The organism is Caulobacter sp. (genome assembly GCF_049283275.1).
Classification (GTDB): Bacteria; Pseudomonadota; Alphaproteobacteria; order Caulobacterales; family Caulobacteraceae; genus Caulobacter.
This window is the reverse complement of record NZ_JBAPVS010000358.1, coordinates 1-15,524: the sequence shown is the minus strand read 5'-3', so window position 1 is coordinate 15,524 and position 15,524 is coordinate 1. Positions and strand designations below refer to the sequence as shown.

Genomic DNA, 15,524 nt, shown 5'->3' with positions numbered 1-15,524 from the left:
GATCCTCCCCCTTTGGGGGAGGTGGCCCGGAGGGCCGGAGGGGGTCTTGCGGCGGCGGCCTAGTAAGGCAGTTGCTCCGGCGCGGGCGTGCCTGGAGCGGGCATCTCGGCCGCGGGGCCCTCCGGCGGTCCCGTCAGGATGTCGCCGATCGGATCGTCGGTGGCGGGCGGCGGCTCCGCCACGCCGCCGGGGATCGGGGTGGCCTTCAGGCGCGGCAGGGCGCCGGCCATGAAGTTGCGCCAGATCTCGGCCGGGGCGCCGCCGCCGGTGACCCTCTTCATCGAGGTGTTGTCGTCCTTGCCGGTCCACACCGCGGCCACGAAGCCGCCCGTGTAGCCGACGAACCAGGCGTCGCGGTAGTCGCTGGTGGTGCCGGTCTTGCCGGCGATGTCGTAGCCCGAGACCGCGGCCCGCGTGCCCGTCCCGGCGGTCACGACCTGGCGCATCATCTGGTTCATGTACTGCAGCGACGGCGAGCCGATCACCGCGGGTCTCTGGGTCCGGTCGACGCTGTGATCGTAAAGCACCTTGCCGCTGGTCGTGCGGATGCGTTCGATGCCGTAGCCCTTGGCCAGGAAGCCGCCATTGGCGAACGGGGCGTAGGCCTGGGCCATCTCCATCGGCGAGACCTCGACCGCCCCCAGGGCCATCGAGGGGTCCAGCTGGATCTTGCTGGTGATCCCCAGGCGGCGGGCGGTGGCGGCGACGTTGCTGGTGCCCACTTCGCTGGCCAGGCGCGCGGCGACCGTGTTGATCGACTGGGACAGGGCCGTCTGCAGGGTCATCGGACCCAGGTACTTGTTGGTGTAGTTCCGCGGCTCCCAGTTGCCGATCTTCACCGGCTCATCGACCACCATCACCGACGGGTTGCGGCCCTGGTCCATGGCCGTCAGGTAGACGAACGGCTTGAAGGCCGAACCGGCCTGGCGGCGGGCGCTGGTGGCGCGGTCGAACTGGCTCTCGCCATAGTCGGCGCCGCCGACATAGGCGCGGATGCGGCCTTCGCCATCGATGGCCACCAAGGCCGCCTGCTGGACGCCCTGGGCCTTGTGGCCCTCGACGCCGGTCTTCACCGAACGCTCGGCGGCCACCTGGATCGGCAGGTCCAGGGTGGTCTCGACGACCAAATCCTCGGTCGGTTCGCCGACCAGCGAGCGCACCTGGGCGTCGACATAGTCGGTGAAGTACTGGGCGCGCTGGTTGGCCAGGGTGGCCGAGACACGGACCGGCTCGCGGAAGGCCTCGTCGCGCTGCTCGGCGGTGATGGCCCGCATCCGCACCATCTCGTCCAGCACGATGGTGGCGCGACGGGCGGCGCGGTCGCTGGCCGAGACCGGCGAATAGCGGGCCGGAGCCTTCATCAGCCCGGCCAGCAGGGCGGCCTCACCGACGGTCAGTTGGCTGGCGGGCTTGTTGAAATAGCGCTGCGAGGCGGCCTCGATCCCATACGCTCCGGCCCCGAAATAGACCCGGTTCATATAGAGGGCCAGGATCTGCTTCTTGCTGAACTTCATCTCCAGCCAGACGGCCAGGATCAGCTCCTGGGCCTTGCGGCGATAGTTCTGGGCCGGGCTGAGGAACAGGTTCTTGGCCAGCTGCTGGGTGATGGTCGAGCCGCCGCGCTGGGGGCCGCCCTCGTGGGTCATGTTCCAGATCAGCGAGCGGGCGATGCCCCACGGGTTGAAGCCGATGTGGTGATAGAACTGGCGGTCCTCGATGGCCACGAAGGCCGCCGGCACGTAGGCGGGCAGAGCGTCCAGGTCGACCGGCGGGGCGTACTGGCTGCCGCGCACGGCCAGCAGCGCGCCGGACCGATCCAGATAGTTGATCGAGGGCTGGCGCTTGACGTCGTACAGCTTGGAGGTGTCGGGCAGGTCGCTGGCGAACACCGCGAAGAAGGCCACGACGAAGATCAGGCCCCAGACGCCGAGCACGACCGTCCAGTAGAACAGCGCCTGAATGGGCGTGCGCTGCGGCTTCGCCGGCTTGTTCCCGCCGAAGGTGCCTTTGGCCATGTCGTCCTTGTCCTGAAAGGCGCGGCCCCCCTGGGGCGCGCCGAAATCCGTTTAGCTGAAGCCCACAAAAGGCGCGACAAGATTGACGAGGTATGAACGCCCCTTCATCGGTCTTGCAGCCCCCCTTGCACGCCCTGCGTGTTCATGGTTCGTTTCAGCTTCCGGTCGCGCCGCAAGGACGGTGAACACCCCGTTTGCAGGACCCATGACGCCGATATCCGCTTTCAAACCCATTTCCGAGGCCGGATCGTGGCGCCGCGCTTGGCCTGGCGTCCGCGCGCTGTCACAAGACGCCCGTGTACGACCAGCCTGATTCCACGCTTGACCGCCCAAACCTTGGTTCGGGCCCCCCGCTAGAGGCGGCGCGCGAGGTTCTGCGCCGCACCTTCGGCCACTCCGATTTTCGAGGGCTGCAGGCCGGGGTGATCGGCGAGCTGCTGGCCGGGCGCAGCGCCCTGGCCGTCCTGCCGACCGGCGGCGGCAAGAGCCTGTGCTACCAGATCCCCGCCCTGGTGCGGCCCGGCCTGGGCCTGGTGGTCTCGCCGCTGATCGCCCTGATGGCCGACCAGGTGGCGGGCCTGCAGCAGGCGGGCGTGGCGGCCGAGCGGCTGGACAGCAACACCCTGCCGGGCGAACGCGCCGAGATCTGGCGGCGGATCGACGCCGGCGTTCTGGACCTGCTCTACCTGTCGCCCGAAGGTCTGATGCAGCCCTCGATGCTGGAGCGGCTGTCGCGCCTGCCCCTGTCGCTGGTCGCCGTCGACGAGGCCCACTGCGTCAGCCAGTGGGGTCACGACTTCCGGCCCGAATACCGCATGCTGGGCCGCCTGGCCGAGGTGTTCCCCCACGCCCCGCGCCTGGCCGTCACCGCCACCGCCGACGCCCGGACCCGCGACGACATCCGCAGCGAACTGCGTCTGCAGGGCGCGGCCGAGTTCGTCGACAGCTTCGCCCGCCACGAGCTGGCCCTGAACGCCGAGCGCAAGAAGGGCAAGGGCCACGAGCGGGTGATCGAACTGGTCACCGAGCGTCCCAACCGCGCCGGCGTCGTCTATGCCGGCAGCCGCGACTCCACCGAGAAGCTGGCTGAGAAGCTGATCGCCGAAGGCATACCGGCCCTGGCCTATCATGCGGGCCTCGACAAAAACCTGCGGGCCCGGCGGCTGGAGGAGTTTCTCGAGGCGGAAGAAGCCGTGATGGTCGCGACCATCGCCTTCGGCATGGGCGTCGACAAGCCCGACGTCCGCTTCGTGATCCACGCCGACCCGCCGGCCGCCATCGAGGCCTATTGGCAGGAGATCGGCCGGGCCGGCCGCGACCGCCAGCCGGCCGAGGGCATCACGCTCTACAGCTCCGCCGACCTGGCCTGGGCGGTGCGTCGGATCGAGGCGCAGAGCGCGCCCGACGAGGTCAAGGCCGTGCAGCTGCGCAAGCTGCGCCAGTTCTACGCGATGCTGGAAGGCGTCACCTGCCGCGCCGCCGCCGTGCGCCGCTATTTCGGCGAGGAGGGAGTCGAGCGCTGCGGGGTCTGCGACATCTGCGTCTCGCCGCCCCTTGGCGTCGACGCCAGCCAGGCCGCCCAAAAGGCCCTGTCGGCCGCCCACCGCATGGGCGGCCGGTTCGGGCGCGGCCGACTGGTCGACCACCTGCTGGGCAAGACCAAGGACGTGACGCAGGCCGAGGCCCAGATGACGACCTTCGGCATCGGCAAGGAATTCAGCCCGCAAGGCTGGCGCGACCTGATCGACACCCTGGTGTTCGAGGGCCTGCTGCGCGAGGACCCCAATGACGGCCGGCCGCTGATCGGCCTGGGCGACGGCGAGGGCGTGCGCCAGGTCTATCGCGGCGAGCGCCTGGTCTCCTTGCGCCAACAGCCGGCGACGGCCGACAGCCCTGGCCGTTCGGGAGCCGGCAAGACCGCCCGCAAGCGCCAGGCCCTCACGGTGCCGCTGGAGGACCAGGCGCTGTTCGAGGCCCTGCGCGGCTGGCGTCGCGAGGAAGCGGCCCTGCAGCATGTGCCGCCCTATGTGATCTTCCACGACGCCACCCTGGCCGAGATCGCCGCGGCCCGGCCGGGCACGCTGGCCGCCCTGGCCAAGGCCGGCGGCGTGGGCCAGGGCAAGCTGGATCGCTACGGCGAGGCGGTGCTGAAGGTGGTGCGCGACAACTAGGCCGCATCCGCTTTAGAAGGGCCGGCAGGGAAACGTTTCGCGGCCCGACGTGTTACGATGGTCGGCGCCTCCATCCGCAGGATTTCGCATGACCGACTTCACGATCAAGACCCCGGCCCCCAAGACCTCCGCCAAGGCCACGGCCAAGGAAGGCGTCAAGCGCGCCAAGGCCGCCGTCGAGAAGGCGGTCGAGACCGTGGCCGAGAAGACCGAGGGCGCCCGCACCTACGCCGCCGAGAAGGCCGAGGTCGGCAAGACCTGGAGCATCGAAAAGGCCAAGGCGGCCCACGAGATCGCCGAGGAACGTCCGGTCGCCCTGGCGGTCGGGACCTTCGTGGCCGGCCTGGTGTTCGGCTTCCTGCTGGCCCGCAACTTCGACCGTTAGAGCGTCAGCCGCTCGGCGTTGACGCCGGCGGCGCGCAGGGCGGCCAGGCGGGCGAAGGCCAGGGTCAGCGCCTTGCGACGCGCCGGGGCCAGGGGCGCGACCGGCGCCTCGCGGATCACGGCGCCGCCAAAGCCGTCGGCGACGATCAGACCGGGATCGCCCGGCAGGATTCCCTCGGGAAAGTCCGGCGACACGGCGAAATAGAAGGCGTCGCAATAGGGGGCGTATTCGGGCCACTTGCGATCGACCCGGAAGTCCTCGAGCCCCGACTTCACCTCGACGATCAGCACGTCGCCCTTGGGGCCGAGCGCCATCAGGTCGGCGCGGCGGCCGTTGGGCAGGGTGACCTCTGCCAACGGCGCATAGCCCAGCGAGACCAGGAACCGCCCGGCCCCGCGGGTCACCAGGTCGGTGGTCTCGGGCCGCGAGGGCCGAAGGTCGATGAGGACGTCCATGCCGGAACTTTGTTCCAGCTTTGTTCGTGGATCAAGAGTGCTTCGTCACCCGCAGCATCGCGGTGTCGTAGCCCATGGCCTTGGCCCGGTCGGTCAGGGCCTTGAGCTCGGCAGGCGTCGGCGGCTTGCGGGTCAGGAGCCACAGGTATCGGCCCGAGCCCTCGCCGACGATCGACCAGCTGTAGTCGTCCGCATGGTCCATCACCCAGTAGTCGCCGACGAAGAACGGGCCGAAGAACGAGACCTTCAGCTTGGCCTTGGTGGCGGCGTCCGCGACCTTCGCCTTGCCCTCGCTGACCTTCACCGGTCCGGTCGGACCGCCCTGGCGGCAGGTGTTGACCACTCGGATCAGCCCGTCGGGCCGCTTGGAGTATTCGGCCGTGACGCCGTCGCAGCCCTTCTCGAACCGCATGTCGTAGCGCGCCGCCTCGTACCAGAGGCCGGCATAGCGATCCAGGTCGACCGCCTTGGCCGGCTGGGGCGGATTGGGATTGCCGCTGGGCCCGCCCACGCAAGCGGCGACGGCGACCGTGGTCAGGAGAAGGGCGGCCAGCAGGGTGGAAGGACGACGCATCAGGCGGCCGGCTGCTGCGGATATTCCAGCTTGGCGTAGCCAAGCGCCTTCACCCGCTCCAGGGCTCGCGCCTTGGCGGCCGGACTCATCACCGCCTGGCGCGACAGCAGCCAGAAATAGTTGCCGCCGGGCGTCGCCATGATCGCCCAGGAACGATCGTCGGCGCAGTCGAGCACCCAGTATTCCTGCTTCTTCAGCCCACCCAGGAAACTCATCGTGAAGCGCGTGTTCTGGGACCCGCCGATGATCTTGCCTGTGGTGTCGAACGTCTTGGCCGCGCCGCCGGCCGAACCCTTGTGGCAGACCTGGTGAACGGCGAAGCCGTCGGCGCTCTTGCTCTTGAACTCGGTGGTCGGGGCCTCGCAGTCGCGCTGGCCGGCGTTGGGCGTGCGGGCGATCTCGTACCACTTGCCGGTGTAGAAGCTGGCGGCGACAGGCTTGGACGGGGGTTGAGCCGCCGCCCAGGCCGCGATCGGAGCCTGGGTCGCGAGCAGGCTCGCGGCGACGATGATCGGGAAAATTCTCATGTCGTCACCTTGAACTACAAGGCGTCAGAAACGCAAAGCGCCCCGCCAGGGTTCCGTGGCGGGGCGCTCCGGGTACTGAACAGACGGGTCTATTCGGCGGCGATGGTCACCGGCCGGGCGCGATCCTTGAAGTTGATGGCCTGCAGGTGGCGGATGCCTTCCTCGGCGATGTCGTCGCCGACCATCCGGTCGCCCTCGCCCTTCAGCTCGTCGATATCGACGTACATGGCGTAGAAGGCCTTGGTGCGGTCGGTGATGATGCCAGCGTTGAGCAGCGTCTTGACCAGCACCCGGAAGATGTTGGTCTGCTCCTTCATGTTCTCCCGACGCAGGTCGTCGGTCATGATCTTCCCGTACTCCTCGACCACCTTGTCGGGGTCCAGGCCGAACTCGGCATAGAGGTCCAGCTGTTGGTGCGGCGAGACCAGGTTGAACAGCAGGGTCTGGAAGCAGTGGGCCGCCCAGTCCTCGATGATCGCGTGCTCCTCGGGGCTCAGCTTGGGCACGGTGCGGTCGGCCCAGATCTTGCCGAACTTGTGATGGAAGGCCTCGTCGGTCATCACCAGCTGCAGCATCTTCTTGCCCAGGGGGTCATTGATCTGGGTGTAGAAGGTGGCGAAGGCGCCCATGGCCAGACCCTCGACCAACATCTGCATGCCGATGATCTTCTTGTAGACCTCGGGCGCGCCGATGATCTCGACCAGCAGGGTCTTCAGGGCGGGGCCGCACTCGACCGGCTTGCCCCAGCGAGCCTTGATGTACTTGGCGAAGGCCGTGACGTGGCGGGCCTCTTCGCGGGTCTGGTTGGCGGCGTATTCCTGGGCGCCCTGGTCCTTGAGCACGTGGCAAAGCGAAGCCGACAGGTTCAGCGCGCCTTGCTCGCCGTGCAGGATCGACGAGAAGCTGCGCAGCACCGACTGGTTGATGAAGCGGATGCGCTGCTTGGGGTCGCTGAGGTGGTCGGAGACGTAGTCGGTCGACAGGGCGATCACCAGATCCTCGGGAACCAGCGCCTGGTTCTCCATGTCGAACGGCTCGTCGAAATCGATATAGGCCTTGTCCAGCGGGTCCCAGAAGTGGTCGTGGGTCGCCGAAATGATCTTGTCGAACGCCGTGGAGCGGTTGTTGTAGCGGTCCAGTTCGAGCATCGACTCGAAGTCGTCCGGCGCCACCGCGTCGTACATGGCGTCCTTGGTGATGTTCTTGTCCGTCATGGTGGCTCCTCGCCTAAAGGGGCTGGACAGGCTCCGTCTAACGCGGGTCTCTGGCCTATCTGAACACTGTCAACTCAAAGAGCCGGCGGGGTCAAATTAAAAGTGACGGCTGCGTCAGGTTCGAAAGCGCGCCCGAACGGCCTAGGAAAAACGTAACCGTGGGATTCAACATCTTCGTTTTGACCGGCGCGGGGATCTCGGCCGAAAGCGGCCTGGGCACCTTTCGCGACACCAGCGGGATCTGGACCCAATACGACCTGTCGGAGGTGGCCACGCCCGAGGGCTTCGTCCGCGACCCGGCCAAGGTGCGCGCCTTCTACAACGCCCGGCGAGCCAATCTGGCGGGCGCGACGCCCAACGCGGCGCACCTTGCCCTGGCCCGGTTGCAGACGGGCCTGGCGGCGCGAGGCGGACGCTTGTTCCTGTGCACCCAGAATGTCGACGACCTGCACGAGCAGGGGGGCTGCGTCGACGTGGTCCACATGCACGGGCAACTTCAGGTGACGCGCTGCCACGATTGCGGCGCGACCTGGCCGGACGCCGAGCCCCTGAGCGGCGACAGCGCCTGCCCAGCCTGCGCCGTCGTCGGGACCGCCCGGCCGCATGTGGTGTGGTTCGGTGAAGAGCCGCTGTTCCTGGACGCGATCGACGACGCCCTGGAGGAGTCCGACCTGTTCGTCTCCATCGGCACCTCCGGCTCGGTCTATCCTGCCGCCGGCTTCGTGGCCCAGGCCCGGCGGCTGGGGATCCGCACCTGCGAGCTCAACCTCGAACCCTCCGACAACGCCCGCGCCTTCGACGAACGCCGCTACGGTCCGGCGACGGCGGTGGCGCCGGCCTGGGTGGATGAGGTGCTGGGGACTAGGGCGACATAGTTGTTCGCGCCAGTGCGGCGAACGCTTGCCCCCTACGGATCGCTTCGCGATCGTCTTCCCCCACAGGGGGAAGAGGGCGGGCGTCCTCCGCCCCCTATGGGGGCGGACAGACCGCGAAGCGGTCAGGTGGGGGCAAGCGGGTGTGATCCCACGCCTAACCCTCCAGCCCCGCCAGCACCTTCGGGTCCCGCTTCGCCAGCTCGACGATCCGTTCGATCAGCGCGTCCTTGCTCTCCAGGGCCAACCCGTCGCGCACCTTCGCCAGACGGTCGCGGACATAGCCTTGCCCTGTCGCGTCCAGCAGGTTGGCCGCCACCACGACGGCCGCCTGGTGCTTGCAGGCCCCGAACTTGTCGAAGCCCGGGCAGGTGCAGGCGCCCTCGCCATCGGGCGCGCGCAGGGTGACGACATAGAGATCGCCCGCGCTGCCGGTCACGTGGCCTGTGACGGCCTCGTCCTCGATCGCCACCAGATCGACCGCCCCGGCCTCGGCGATGGCCGCGCCGCTTTCGAACCAGCGCTCGTCCATGCGGCCGCGCCAGGCTTCCGTGTCGAACAGGGTTACGCCGTGGCTCATGCGTCGTCCTCGATGCGGTGGATGTCGTCGTCCGACAGGCCGAAATGGTGGCCGATCTCGTGGACCAGAACGTGGGCGATCAGCTCGCCCAGGGTGACGTCGCCGCGTTCGCACCATTCGTCCAGGATCGGCCGGCGATACAGGAACACCATCGACGGCTGCGGCGAAGGGTCCAGGATCGAGCGGCGGCCCAGGTCCACGCCCTGGTAGAGGCCGGTCAGCTCGAACGGGTCCTCTATCCCTAAGTCGTCGAGCACCTCGTCGGCGGCGAAATCGTCGATGCGGAACACCACGTCGCCGGTCTGGCGGCGAAAATCGGCGGGCAGGTCGTCGAACGCCTTGCGCGCCAGGGCGGCGAAGTCGTCCAGCGAGGGAGCCACGGCTGGGTTGAGACGGTCGGTCCAGGTCATGGTCGGTACATAGGCCGGAGGGGACGCGCCGGAAAGGCCGGTAAAGACCCCTGGGACAGCAGCGCTCATCGCGCTCTGGTCACGCGCGGCCTAATCTGTGAATCTGATTCGCTAACCACGTCCGCAGCCCGGGGGCCGACGACAAGCCTGATGACCTCGTCCGACTTGATCCTGGCCGCGACGGCCGGCGCGGTCTGCCTCGCCCTTTGCGCCACCTTGTGGGCGATGTCCCAGCGACGGCGGTTCGAGGGCCGCCTGGCCGGCCTGAAAGCCCGCGCCCAGGCCCTGGAGACTCGGCTGATGGACAGCCAGGGGGCGGCCGAGGCCTTCGAGACCGCGGTGGTCGTCATCCATGACGACGGCGTCGACCTGGTGTCGGGCGAGGACGCCTTGGCCGCGTGCGCCAGGATTCTGGACGTCGCCGCCGACGCCCAGGCCGTGGTTGTGGCCTTGACCGAGGCCGATCCGGCCCACGCCCATAAGCTGAAGGCCCTGTTCGAACAGGGCGAGGTCTGCGCCTTCGAGGCCCGCGGTCCGCGCGGCGGGGTGGTGGTCGAGGGTCGGGCGGCCGGAACCCGGGCCTGGCTGCGCCTGGCCGCCGCCGCCGAAGACGAGACCGGCCTGCCCGACGCCGGCCGCTTCGCCGCCTTCATGGACAGCCTGATCGAGCCGGCCTGGATCGCCAGCGCCGACGGCGCGCCGGTTTGGGGCAACGCGGCCTATCTGCGGGTGGTCGGGGTCGCGACAGCCGCCGACGCGGCGCGCGACAACAAATCGATCGACCGGGCCGCCGACGCGCTGGTGGTCGAGGCCGCCAAGGCCGGCGAGCTGCGCGAACTGGTCCGCTGGGTGCCGCTGGACGGCCGCCGCCGCGCGTTGCGCTTCTCGGCCCAGCCGCTGGAAGGCGGCGGCGTGGGGGTGTTCAGCAGCGACGTCAGCGAGGTCGAGGACATGCGCGACGCGCTGAAGAAGCACGTCGAGGCCCATGACGAGACGCTCAACCACATCGCCGACGCGGTGGCGATCTTCAGCCAGAGCCGCCGCCTGGCCTTCCACAACACCGCCTTCGCCGAACTGTGGGGCCTGGAGCCGGCCTGGCTGGCCGAGCGTCCGACCCATGGCGAGGTGCTGGACCGCCTGCGCCAGCGCCGTCGCCTGCCCGAAACGGTCGACTACGCCAAGTGGAAGGCCGCCGAGCTGGCCCGCTACGAGGACCTGGAGCCCCAGGCCGACGAGATGTGGGACCTGCCTGACGGCCGCACCCTGCGCGTGGTGCGCCAGTCTCACCCGCTGGGCGGCATGCTGCTGCTGTTTTCCGACATCACCGGCGAGCTGCGGCTGAAGGCCCAGTACAACGCCCTGATCCAGGTGCAGCAGGCGACGCTGGACAAGCTGAACGACGCGGTGGCGGTGTTCGGGTCGGACGGCCGCCTGCGGCTGCACAACGAGGCTTTCGAGACCTTCTGGAACGTCTCGGCCCAGGCCCTGGAGGCGGCGGTCGATTTCGAGGGCGTGGTCGAGCTGTGCGTGCCGCGCCTGCACGACCTGGCCTTCTGGCGCGAGCTGAAGGGCCGGGTGGCCGATCCCGACCCGCAGATGCGCGCCCCGACCTCGGGCGAGACCCGCACCTCCGACAACCGGATCATCGTCTATCAGAGCCGGCCCCTGCCGGACGGCGCGACCCTGATCGCCTTCGCCGACGTCACCGACACCCGCCAGCTGGAAAGCGCGCTGGCCGATCGCTCGGCCGCCCTGACCGAGGCCGAACGGTTGAAGCGCGACTTTGTCGGCAACGTCTCCTACGAGCTGCGCACGCCGCTGACGACGATCATCGGCTATTCGGAGCTGCTGGAGCGGGCCGACGGTCTGAGCGAACGCAGCCGGGGCCACGTGGCCTCGGTGCGCGCAGCCGCCACCCAGTTGGCCCGCTCGATCGACGACGTGCTGGACATGGCCCAGATCGACGCCGGCGAAATGGCGCTGGAGATCGAGGACATCCGCGTGGCCGAGCTGCTCAGCGGCGCCCAGGAGCGCGCCCTGCCCATCGCCCAGCTCGGCGGGGTGACCCTGTCGGTCGAATGCGACAAGGACGTCGGCCTGATCCGCGGCGACCGCAAGCGACTGTCCCAGATCCTGGACCACCTGGTCGAGAACGCCCTGCGCCAGACCCCGCCGGACGGGGTGGTCACCCTGTCGGCGCGGCGGGCGCTGGGCGAGGTGCGGCTGGACGTGTCGGACACCGGCCGCGGCGTGCCGTTCCACGTCCAGGCCCACATCTTCGACCGCTTTGTCGGCCGCGACCGCGGCGGTCCCGGCCTGGGCCTGGCCCTGGTCAAGGCGCTGGTCGAGCTGCACGGCGGCTGGGTGGCGCTGGAGAGCGAACCGGGCGCCGGCTCGATGTTCACCTGCCACTTGCCCGAGACGCAACAGCCCGGGGCGGCGCAGCCGGAGTTTGGGTTTTAGGAACGGGGTCCGTGCGGCGAACGCTTGCCCCCTACGGATCGCTTCGCGATCGTCTTCCCCCACAGGGGGAAGAGCCTAGAGCGCGAGGCTCCGCCCCCTATGGGGGCGGACAGGCGGCGCAGCCGCCAGGTGGGGGCAAGTACGCCCCCTAGTGCTGGCTTTCCGGCAGCCGCACCACCAGCCCGTCCAGCGCGTCCGACACCTTGATCTGGCACGACAGGCGCGAGTTCGGCTCGACGTTCTCGGCGAAGTCCAGCATCGACTCCTCCATGGCCGACTTCTCGCCGGTCTTGTCGGTCCAGGCTTCGTCCACATAGACATGGCAGGTGGCGCAGGCGCAGGCGCCGCCGCAGTCGGCGTCGATGCCCGGGACGTTGTTCTTCACCGCGCCTTCCATGACCGTCAGGCCCGGCTTGACGTCGATGACGTGGTCGGTTCCGTCGTGCTCGATGTAGGTGATCTTGGCCATGGGTCCCCTGGAATGGTTTTGAACGGTCGTTTTACGCCGCTACTTCTTTCATGGAAATCGTCGGATCCGCCAGCTTCTCTATGCTGACGGGGGTGCGCTTGGCGATCAACTGCTTGCCGGCCATGAATTCGGGCGGCGCGTTGACGGCCTCGACGGCCTGGACCAGGTCGCCCTTCAGGTGGAAGACGGCGAACTTGGCGCCGGCCACGTCGCCGCGCACCACCTGGCGGTCGGCGTCGAACGGCAGGCCGGCGATCTGCAGTTTCAGGTCGTACTGGTCGGACCAGAACCACGGGATCTCGGGCGGCGGCATGGGCCGGCCGGCGATGGCGGCGGCGGCCTGCTTGGCCTGCTCCAGGGCGTTGGGCACGCTCTCCAGCCGGAACTGGCGGCTGTAGATCGGCAGCGGACGGTGGGTCAGGTCGCCGATGGCGAACACGAACGGGTCGGCCGTGCGGGCCTCCAGGTCGACCACCACGCCGTTGGCGCATTCCAGCCCCGCGTCGCGGGCCAGCTCCTCGTTGGGGATGGCCCCCACCCCGACCAGGGCGACGTCGCAGGCGATCACCGAGCCGTCGGTCATCCGCACGCCGGTCACGTGACCCTCCGCGCCGTCGAAGCCGGCCACGCCCGCATTGAGCACGAAGGTCACCCCGCGCGCGCCGTGATAGTCCTGGAAGAAGTTGGACAGGGTCTCGCAGGCCACCCGGGCCAGGACGCGCGGCTCGCGCTCGATGATCGTGGCGTGGCCGCCCAGGGCGACGGTCGAGGCCGCCGCCTCCAGGCCGACATAGCCGCCGCCCACCACCGCCAGCCGCTTGCCGGGACCCAGGGCGCCCTTCAGGGCCTCCGCATCGGCCGCCGTGCGCAAGGCCAGCACGCCGGCCAGGTCGGCGCCGGGGATCGGCAGGGCCCGGGCCCGGGCGCCGGTGGCCAGGATCAGATAGTCGTAGGGCAGGGTCTCGCCCGAGGCGAGGCTGACGGTCTTGGCGCCGCGATTGAGGCTGGTCACCACCCCGCCCAGACGCAGGGAGACGCCGGCTTCCTCGTACCAGCTGCTGGGCTTGAGCTGCAGGCTGTCGGCGTCGGCCTCGCCCTTCAGCCAGGCCTTGCTGAGCGGCGGGCGCTGATAGGGCAGCAGCGGCTCTTCGCCGATCAGCACGATGGGGCCGACATGGCCGTACTGGCGCAGGAAGGCGGCGGCCGAACCGCCGGCGTGGCCGGCCCCGACAATGACGACGCGAGCGTTCAGGTCACCTGTTCCAGCTTCACTCAACGCCAAAGTCCTCCCGTTCGAGCAAAGATGACGGCAGCGTCACCTTTTTGCAAGCCGATCGGCCTTGGGCTCGAAGATCGGCCAACCCTTGCGAGTCATGGCTGATCTCCTGCGGCGATGGAACAGGCCTCGTCCCGAGCCCGTCGAAGGACGAGGCGGTAAGAGCCGTGGTCCTTAGACCACGCGCTCCACCAGCATCTTCTTGATCTCGGCGATCGCCTTGGCCGGGTTCAGGCCCTTGGGGCAGACCTGGGCGCAGTTCATGATCGTGTGGCAGCGATAGAGCTTGAACGGGTCCTCGAGGTTGTCGAGGCGCTCGCCCTTGGCTTCGTCGCGGCTGTCGATCAGCCAGCGGTAGGCGTGCAGCAGGGTGGCCGGACCCAGGTACTTGTCGCCGTTCCACCAGTAGCTGGGGCACGAGGTCGAGCAGCAGGCGCAGAGGATGCACTCGTAGAGGCCGTCCAGCTTGGAGCGGTCTTCCGGCGACTGCTTCCACTCGGTCTGCGGCTCGGGCGTGACGGTGTGCAGCCAGGGCTCGATCGAGGCGTACTGGGCATAGAACAGCGTCAGGTCGGGGATCAGGTCCTTGACCACCGGCTGCGACGGCAGCGGGCTGATCTGCACGGCCTTGCCAGGGGTGTCAGCGTGGCCGTGGGTGCAGGCCAGGGTGTTGCGGCCGCCGATGTTCATCGCGCACGAGCCGCAGACGCCTTCACGGCACGAGCGGCGGAAGGCCAGCGTCGGGTCGATGGAGTTCTTGATGTAGAGCAGGGCGTCCAGGACCATCGGGCCGCAGGCGTCGACGTCCACCTCGTAGGTGTCCCAGCGCGGGTTGCGGCCGTCTTCCGGATCGTAGCGATAGATCTTGAACGCGCGGGTGTTCTTGGCGCCGGCCGGGGCGGGCCAGTGCTTGCCGCTCTGGACGGTGGAGTTCTTGGGGAGGGTGAGCTGAACCATCGATCGTACCCTCAGTACACGCGCTGCTTGGGCGGGATGTAGTCGATGTCTTTCGACATGGTGTAGCTGTGCACCGGCCGGAAATCGATCTTCACCTTGCCGGTCGACGGGTCGAGCCAGGCCAGGGTGTGCTTCATCCAGTTGGCGTCGTCGCGCGTGGAAAAGTCCTCGCGGGCGTGGGCGCCGCGGCTTTCGGTGCGGTTGACCGCCCCGGCCACGGTGACGACGGCCTGGCCGATCAGGTTGTCGAACTCCAGGGTCTCCATCAGGTCGGTGTTCCACACCAGCCCGCGGTCGCTGACCTTGATGTCCTTGGCCTTGTCCCAGACCGCCTGCAGGCGCACGACGCCGCTTTCCAGGCTCTCGCCGGTGCGGAACACCGCGGCGTCTTCCTGCATGGCCTTCTGCATCTCCAGACGCAGGGCCGCGGTCGGCTGGGCGCCGTTGGCGTTGCGGTAGCGATCGAAGCGCGCGACGTGCGCGTCGGTCATGCTGTCCTTCAGCTCCGGCTGGGTGGCCATCGGCTTGAGGATCTCGGCGCAGCGCAGGGCCGCGGCGCGGCCGAACACCACCAGGTCGATCAGGCTGTTGGAGCCCAGGCGGTTGGCGCCGTGCACCGAGACGCAGGCCGCCTCGCCTACGGCCATCAGGCCGGGGATCACCTGGTCGGGGTTGTCGCCCGACTTGGTGACGACTTCGCCGTGATAGTTCGTCGGGATGCCGCCCATGTTGTAGTGGACGGTCGGCAGGACCGGGATCGGCGCCTTGGTCACGTCGACGCCGGCGAAGACCTTGGCGGTCTCGGAGATGCCGGGCAGGCGCTCGTGCAGGATCTTCGGGTCCAGGTGGTCCAGGTGCAGGAAGATGTGGTCCTTGTTGGGGCCCACGCCGCGGCCTTCGCGGATCTCGATGGTCATGGCCCGGCTGACCATGTCGCGCGGGGCCAGGTCCTTCACCGACGGGGCATAGCGCTCCATGAAGCGCTCGCCTTCCGAGTTGGTCAGGTAGCCGCCTTCGCCGCGCGCGCCTTCGGTGATCAGGCAGCCGGCGCCGTAGATGCCGGTGGGGTGGAACTGCACGAACTCCATGTCCTGCAGCGGCAGGCCGGCGCGCAGGGCCATGGCGTTGCCGTCGCCGGTGCAGGTGTGGGCCGAGG

The 15,524-nt window shown here is 69.0% G+C and carries 15 protein-coding genes; 4 read left to right on the top strand and 11 right to left on the bottom strand.

Annotation, left to right across the window (positions count from 1 at the left end; genetic code table 11):
* Window positions 1-59: 59 nt before the first annotated feature.
* Entirely contained in the window at window positions 60-2,015 is a 1,956-nt protein-coding gene (locus WAL33_RS20380) for a transglycosylase domain-containing protein (protein WP_422183712.1), read from the bottom strand.
* A 296-nt stretch (window positions 2,016-2,311) separates the two neighbouring features.
* Here WAL33_RS20380 and recQ point away from each other — a divergent pair, with 296 nt between their 5' ends.
* Both recQ and WAL33_RS20370 read left to right on the top strand, forming a co-directional pair.
* A complete protein-coding gene (gene recQ / locus WAL33_RS20375; protein WP_422183710.1) occupies window positions 2,312-4,186 on the top strand; it encodes a DNA helicase RecQ in 1,875 nt (624 codons plus the stop codon).
* Window positions 4,187-4,274: 88 nt separating this feature from the next.
* Complete coding sequence (locus tag WAL33_RS20370; protein WP_422183708.1) at window positions 4,275-4,571, top strand: hypothetical protein; 297 nt, start codon at window positions 4,275-4,277, stop codon at window positions 4,569-4,571.
* Here the strand turns inward: WAL33_RS20370 and mmcB are convergent.
* The 4 genes from mmcB to WAL33_RS20350 form a co-directional block, all read right to left on the bottom strand.
* Window positions 4,568-5,026 carry a DNA repair putative endonuclease MmcB gene (mmcB, locus tag WAL33_RS20365; protein ID WP_422183706.1) on the bottom strand — a complete coding sequence of 153 codons (459 nt, stop codon included), beginning with the start codon at window positions 5,024-5,026 and terminating at the stop codon, window positions 4,568-4,570. The genes WAL33_RS20370 and mmcB overlap by 4 nt on opposite strands.
* 31 nt (window positions 5,027-5,057) lie before the next feature.
* The gene (locus WAL33_RS20360; protein ID WP_422183704.1) at window positions 5,058-5,600 is read right to left on the bottom strand and encodes a lipocalin family protein; all 543 of its coding nucleotides are present in this window, start codon (window positions 5,598-5,600) and stop codon (window positions 5,058-5,060) included.
* Complete coding sequence (locus tag WAL33_RS20355; RefSeq protein ID WP_422183702.1) at window positions 5,600-6,127, bottom strand: lipocalin family protein; 528 nt, start codon at window positions 6,125-6,127, stop codon at window positions 5,600-5,602. The genes WAL33_RS20360 and WAL33_RS20355 overlap by 1 nt, the downstream gene beginning before the upstream one ends.
* An 89-nt stretch (window positions 6,128-6,216) precedes the next feature.
* Window positions 6,217-7,341, bottom strand: coding sequence for a ferritin-like domain-containing protein (locus WAL33_RS20350; protein WP_422183700.1), 1,125 nt, complete (start codon window positions 7,339-7,341; stop codon window positions 6,217-6,219).
* A 158-nt stretch (window positions 7,342-7,499) separates the two neighbouring features.
* Between WAL33_RS20350 and WAL33_RS20345 the strand changes: the two genes are divergently transcribed.
* Entirely contained in the window at window positions 7,500-8,216 is a 717-nt protein-coding gene (locus tag WAL33_RS20345; RefSeq protein WP_422183699.1) for an NAD-dependent deacylase, read from the top strand.
* Window positions 8,217-8,370: 154 nt separating this feature from the next.
* Here the strand turns inward: WAL33_RS20345 and WAL33_RS20340 are convergent, their stop codons facing one another.
* Window positions 8,371-8,793, bottom strand: a complete 423-nt coding sequence (locus WAL33_RS20340; protein WP_422183697.1) for an SWIM zinc finger family protein — start codon at window positions 8,791-8,793, stop codon at window positions 8,371-8,373.
* The gene (locus WAL33_RS20335) at window positions 8,790-9,203 is read right to left on the bottom strand and encodes a metallopeptidase family protein (protein ID WP_422183695.1); all 414 of its coding nucleotides are present in this window, start codon (window positions 9,201-9,203) and stop codon (window positions 8,790-8,792) included. The genes WAL33_RS20340 and WAL33_RS20335 overlap by 4 nt, the downstream gene beginning before the upstream one ends.
* Before the next feature lie 150 nt (window positions 9,204-9,353).
* Here WAL33_RS20335 and WAL33_RS20330 point away from each other — a divergent pair, with 150 nt between their 5' ends.
* Window positions 9,354-11,666: an ATP-binding protein gene (locus WAL33_RS20330; protein WP_422183694.1), complete on the top strand. Its 2,313-nt coding sequence runs from the start codon at window positions 9,354-9,356 to the stop codon at window positions 11,664-11,666.
* Window positions 11,667-11,814: 148 nt separating this feature from the next.
* On the opposite strand, the gene WAL33_RS20325 is transcribed toward WAL33_RS20330, so the two are convergent.
* The 4 genes from WAL33_RS20325 to WAL33_RS20310 form a co-directional block, all read right to left on the bottom strand.
* Window positions 11,815-12,135 (bottom strand): 2Fe-2S iron-sulfur cluster-binding protein, encoded by a 321-nt coding sequence (locus tag WAL33_RS20325; RefSeq protein WP_422183692.1) that lies wholly within the window; start codon window positions 12,133-12,135, stop codon window positions 11,815-11,817.
* A 31-nt stretch (window positions 12,136-12,166) separates the two neighbouring features.
* Window positions 12,167-13,387 carry an NAD(P)/FAD-dependent oxidoreductase gene (locus tag WAL33_RS20320; protein ID WP_422183714.1) on the bottom strand — a complete coding sequence of 407 codons (1,221 nt, stop codon included), beginning with the start codon at window positions 13,385-13,387 and terminating at the stop codon, window positions 12,167-12,169.
* 198 nt (window positions 13,388-13,585) lie between these two features.
* The gene (locus WAL33_RS20315; protein ID WP_422183690.1) at window positions 13,586-14,368 is read right to left on the bottom strand and encodes a succinate dehydrogenase iron-sulfur subunit; all 783 of its coding nucleotides are present in this window, start codon (window positions 14,366-14,368) and stop codon (window positions 13,586-13,588) included.
* An 11-nt stretch (window positions 14,369-14,379) separates the two neighbouring features.
* On the bottom strand, window positions 14,380-15,524 hold a 1,145-nt coding region (locus WAL33_RS20310), incomplete at its 5' end, for an FAD-binding protein (RefSeq protein WP_422183689.1).

Excerpts from the sequence above, each read along its gene's own strand:
- WAL33_RS20370 (WP_422183708.1), top strand. The coding sequence starts at position 4,275 with ATGACCGACTTCACGATCAAGACCCCGGCCCCCAAGACCTCCGCCAAG.
- mmcB (WP_422183706.1), bottom strand. The coding sequence starts at position 5,026 with ATGGACGTCCTCATCGACCTTCGGCCCTCGCGGCCCGAGACCACCGAC.
- WAL33_RS20355 (WP_422183702.1), bottom strand. The coding sequence starts at position 6,127 with ATGAGAATTTTCCCGATCATCGTCGCCGCGAGCCTGCTCGCGACCCAG.
- WAL33_RS20380 (WP_422183712.1), bottom strand. The coding sequence starts at position 2,015 with ATGGCCAAAGGCACCTTCGGCGGGAACAAGCCGGCGAAGCCGCAGCGC.
- WAL33_RS20350 (WP_422183700.1), bottom strand. The coding sequence starts at position 7,341 with ATGACGGACAAGAACATCACCAAGGACGCCATGTACGACGCGGTGGCG.
- WAL33_RS20325 (WP_422183692.1), bottom strand. The coding sequence starts at position 12,135 with ATGGCCAAGATCACCTACATCGAGCACGACGGAACCGACCACGTCATC.
- WAL33_RS20360 (WP_422183704.1), bottom strand. The coding sequence starts at position 5,600 with ATGCGTCGTCCTTCCACCCTGCTGGCCGCCCTTCTCCTGACCACGGTC.
- WAL33_RS20315 (WP_422183690.1), bottom strand. The coding sequence starts at position 14,368 with ATGGTTCAGCTCACCCTCCCCAAGAACTCCACCGTCCAGAGCGGCAAG.
- WAL33_RS20330 (WP_422183694.1), top strand. The coding sequence starts at position 9,354 with ATGACCTCGTCCGACTTGATCCTGGCCGCGACGGCCGGCGCGGTCTGC.
- WAL33_RS20340 (WP_422183697.1), bottom strand. The coding sequence starts at position 8,793 with ATGAGCCACGGCGTAACCCTGTTCGACACGGAAGCCTGGCGCGGCCGC.
- WAL33_RS20335 (WP_422183695.1), bottom strand. The coding sequence starts at position 9,203 with ATGACCTGGACCGACCGTCTCAACCCAGCCGTGGCTCCCTCGCTGGAC.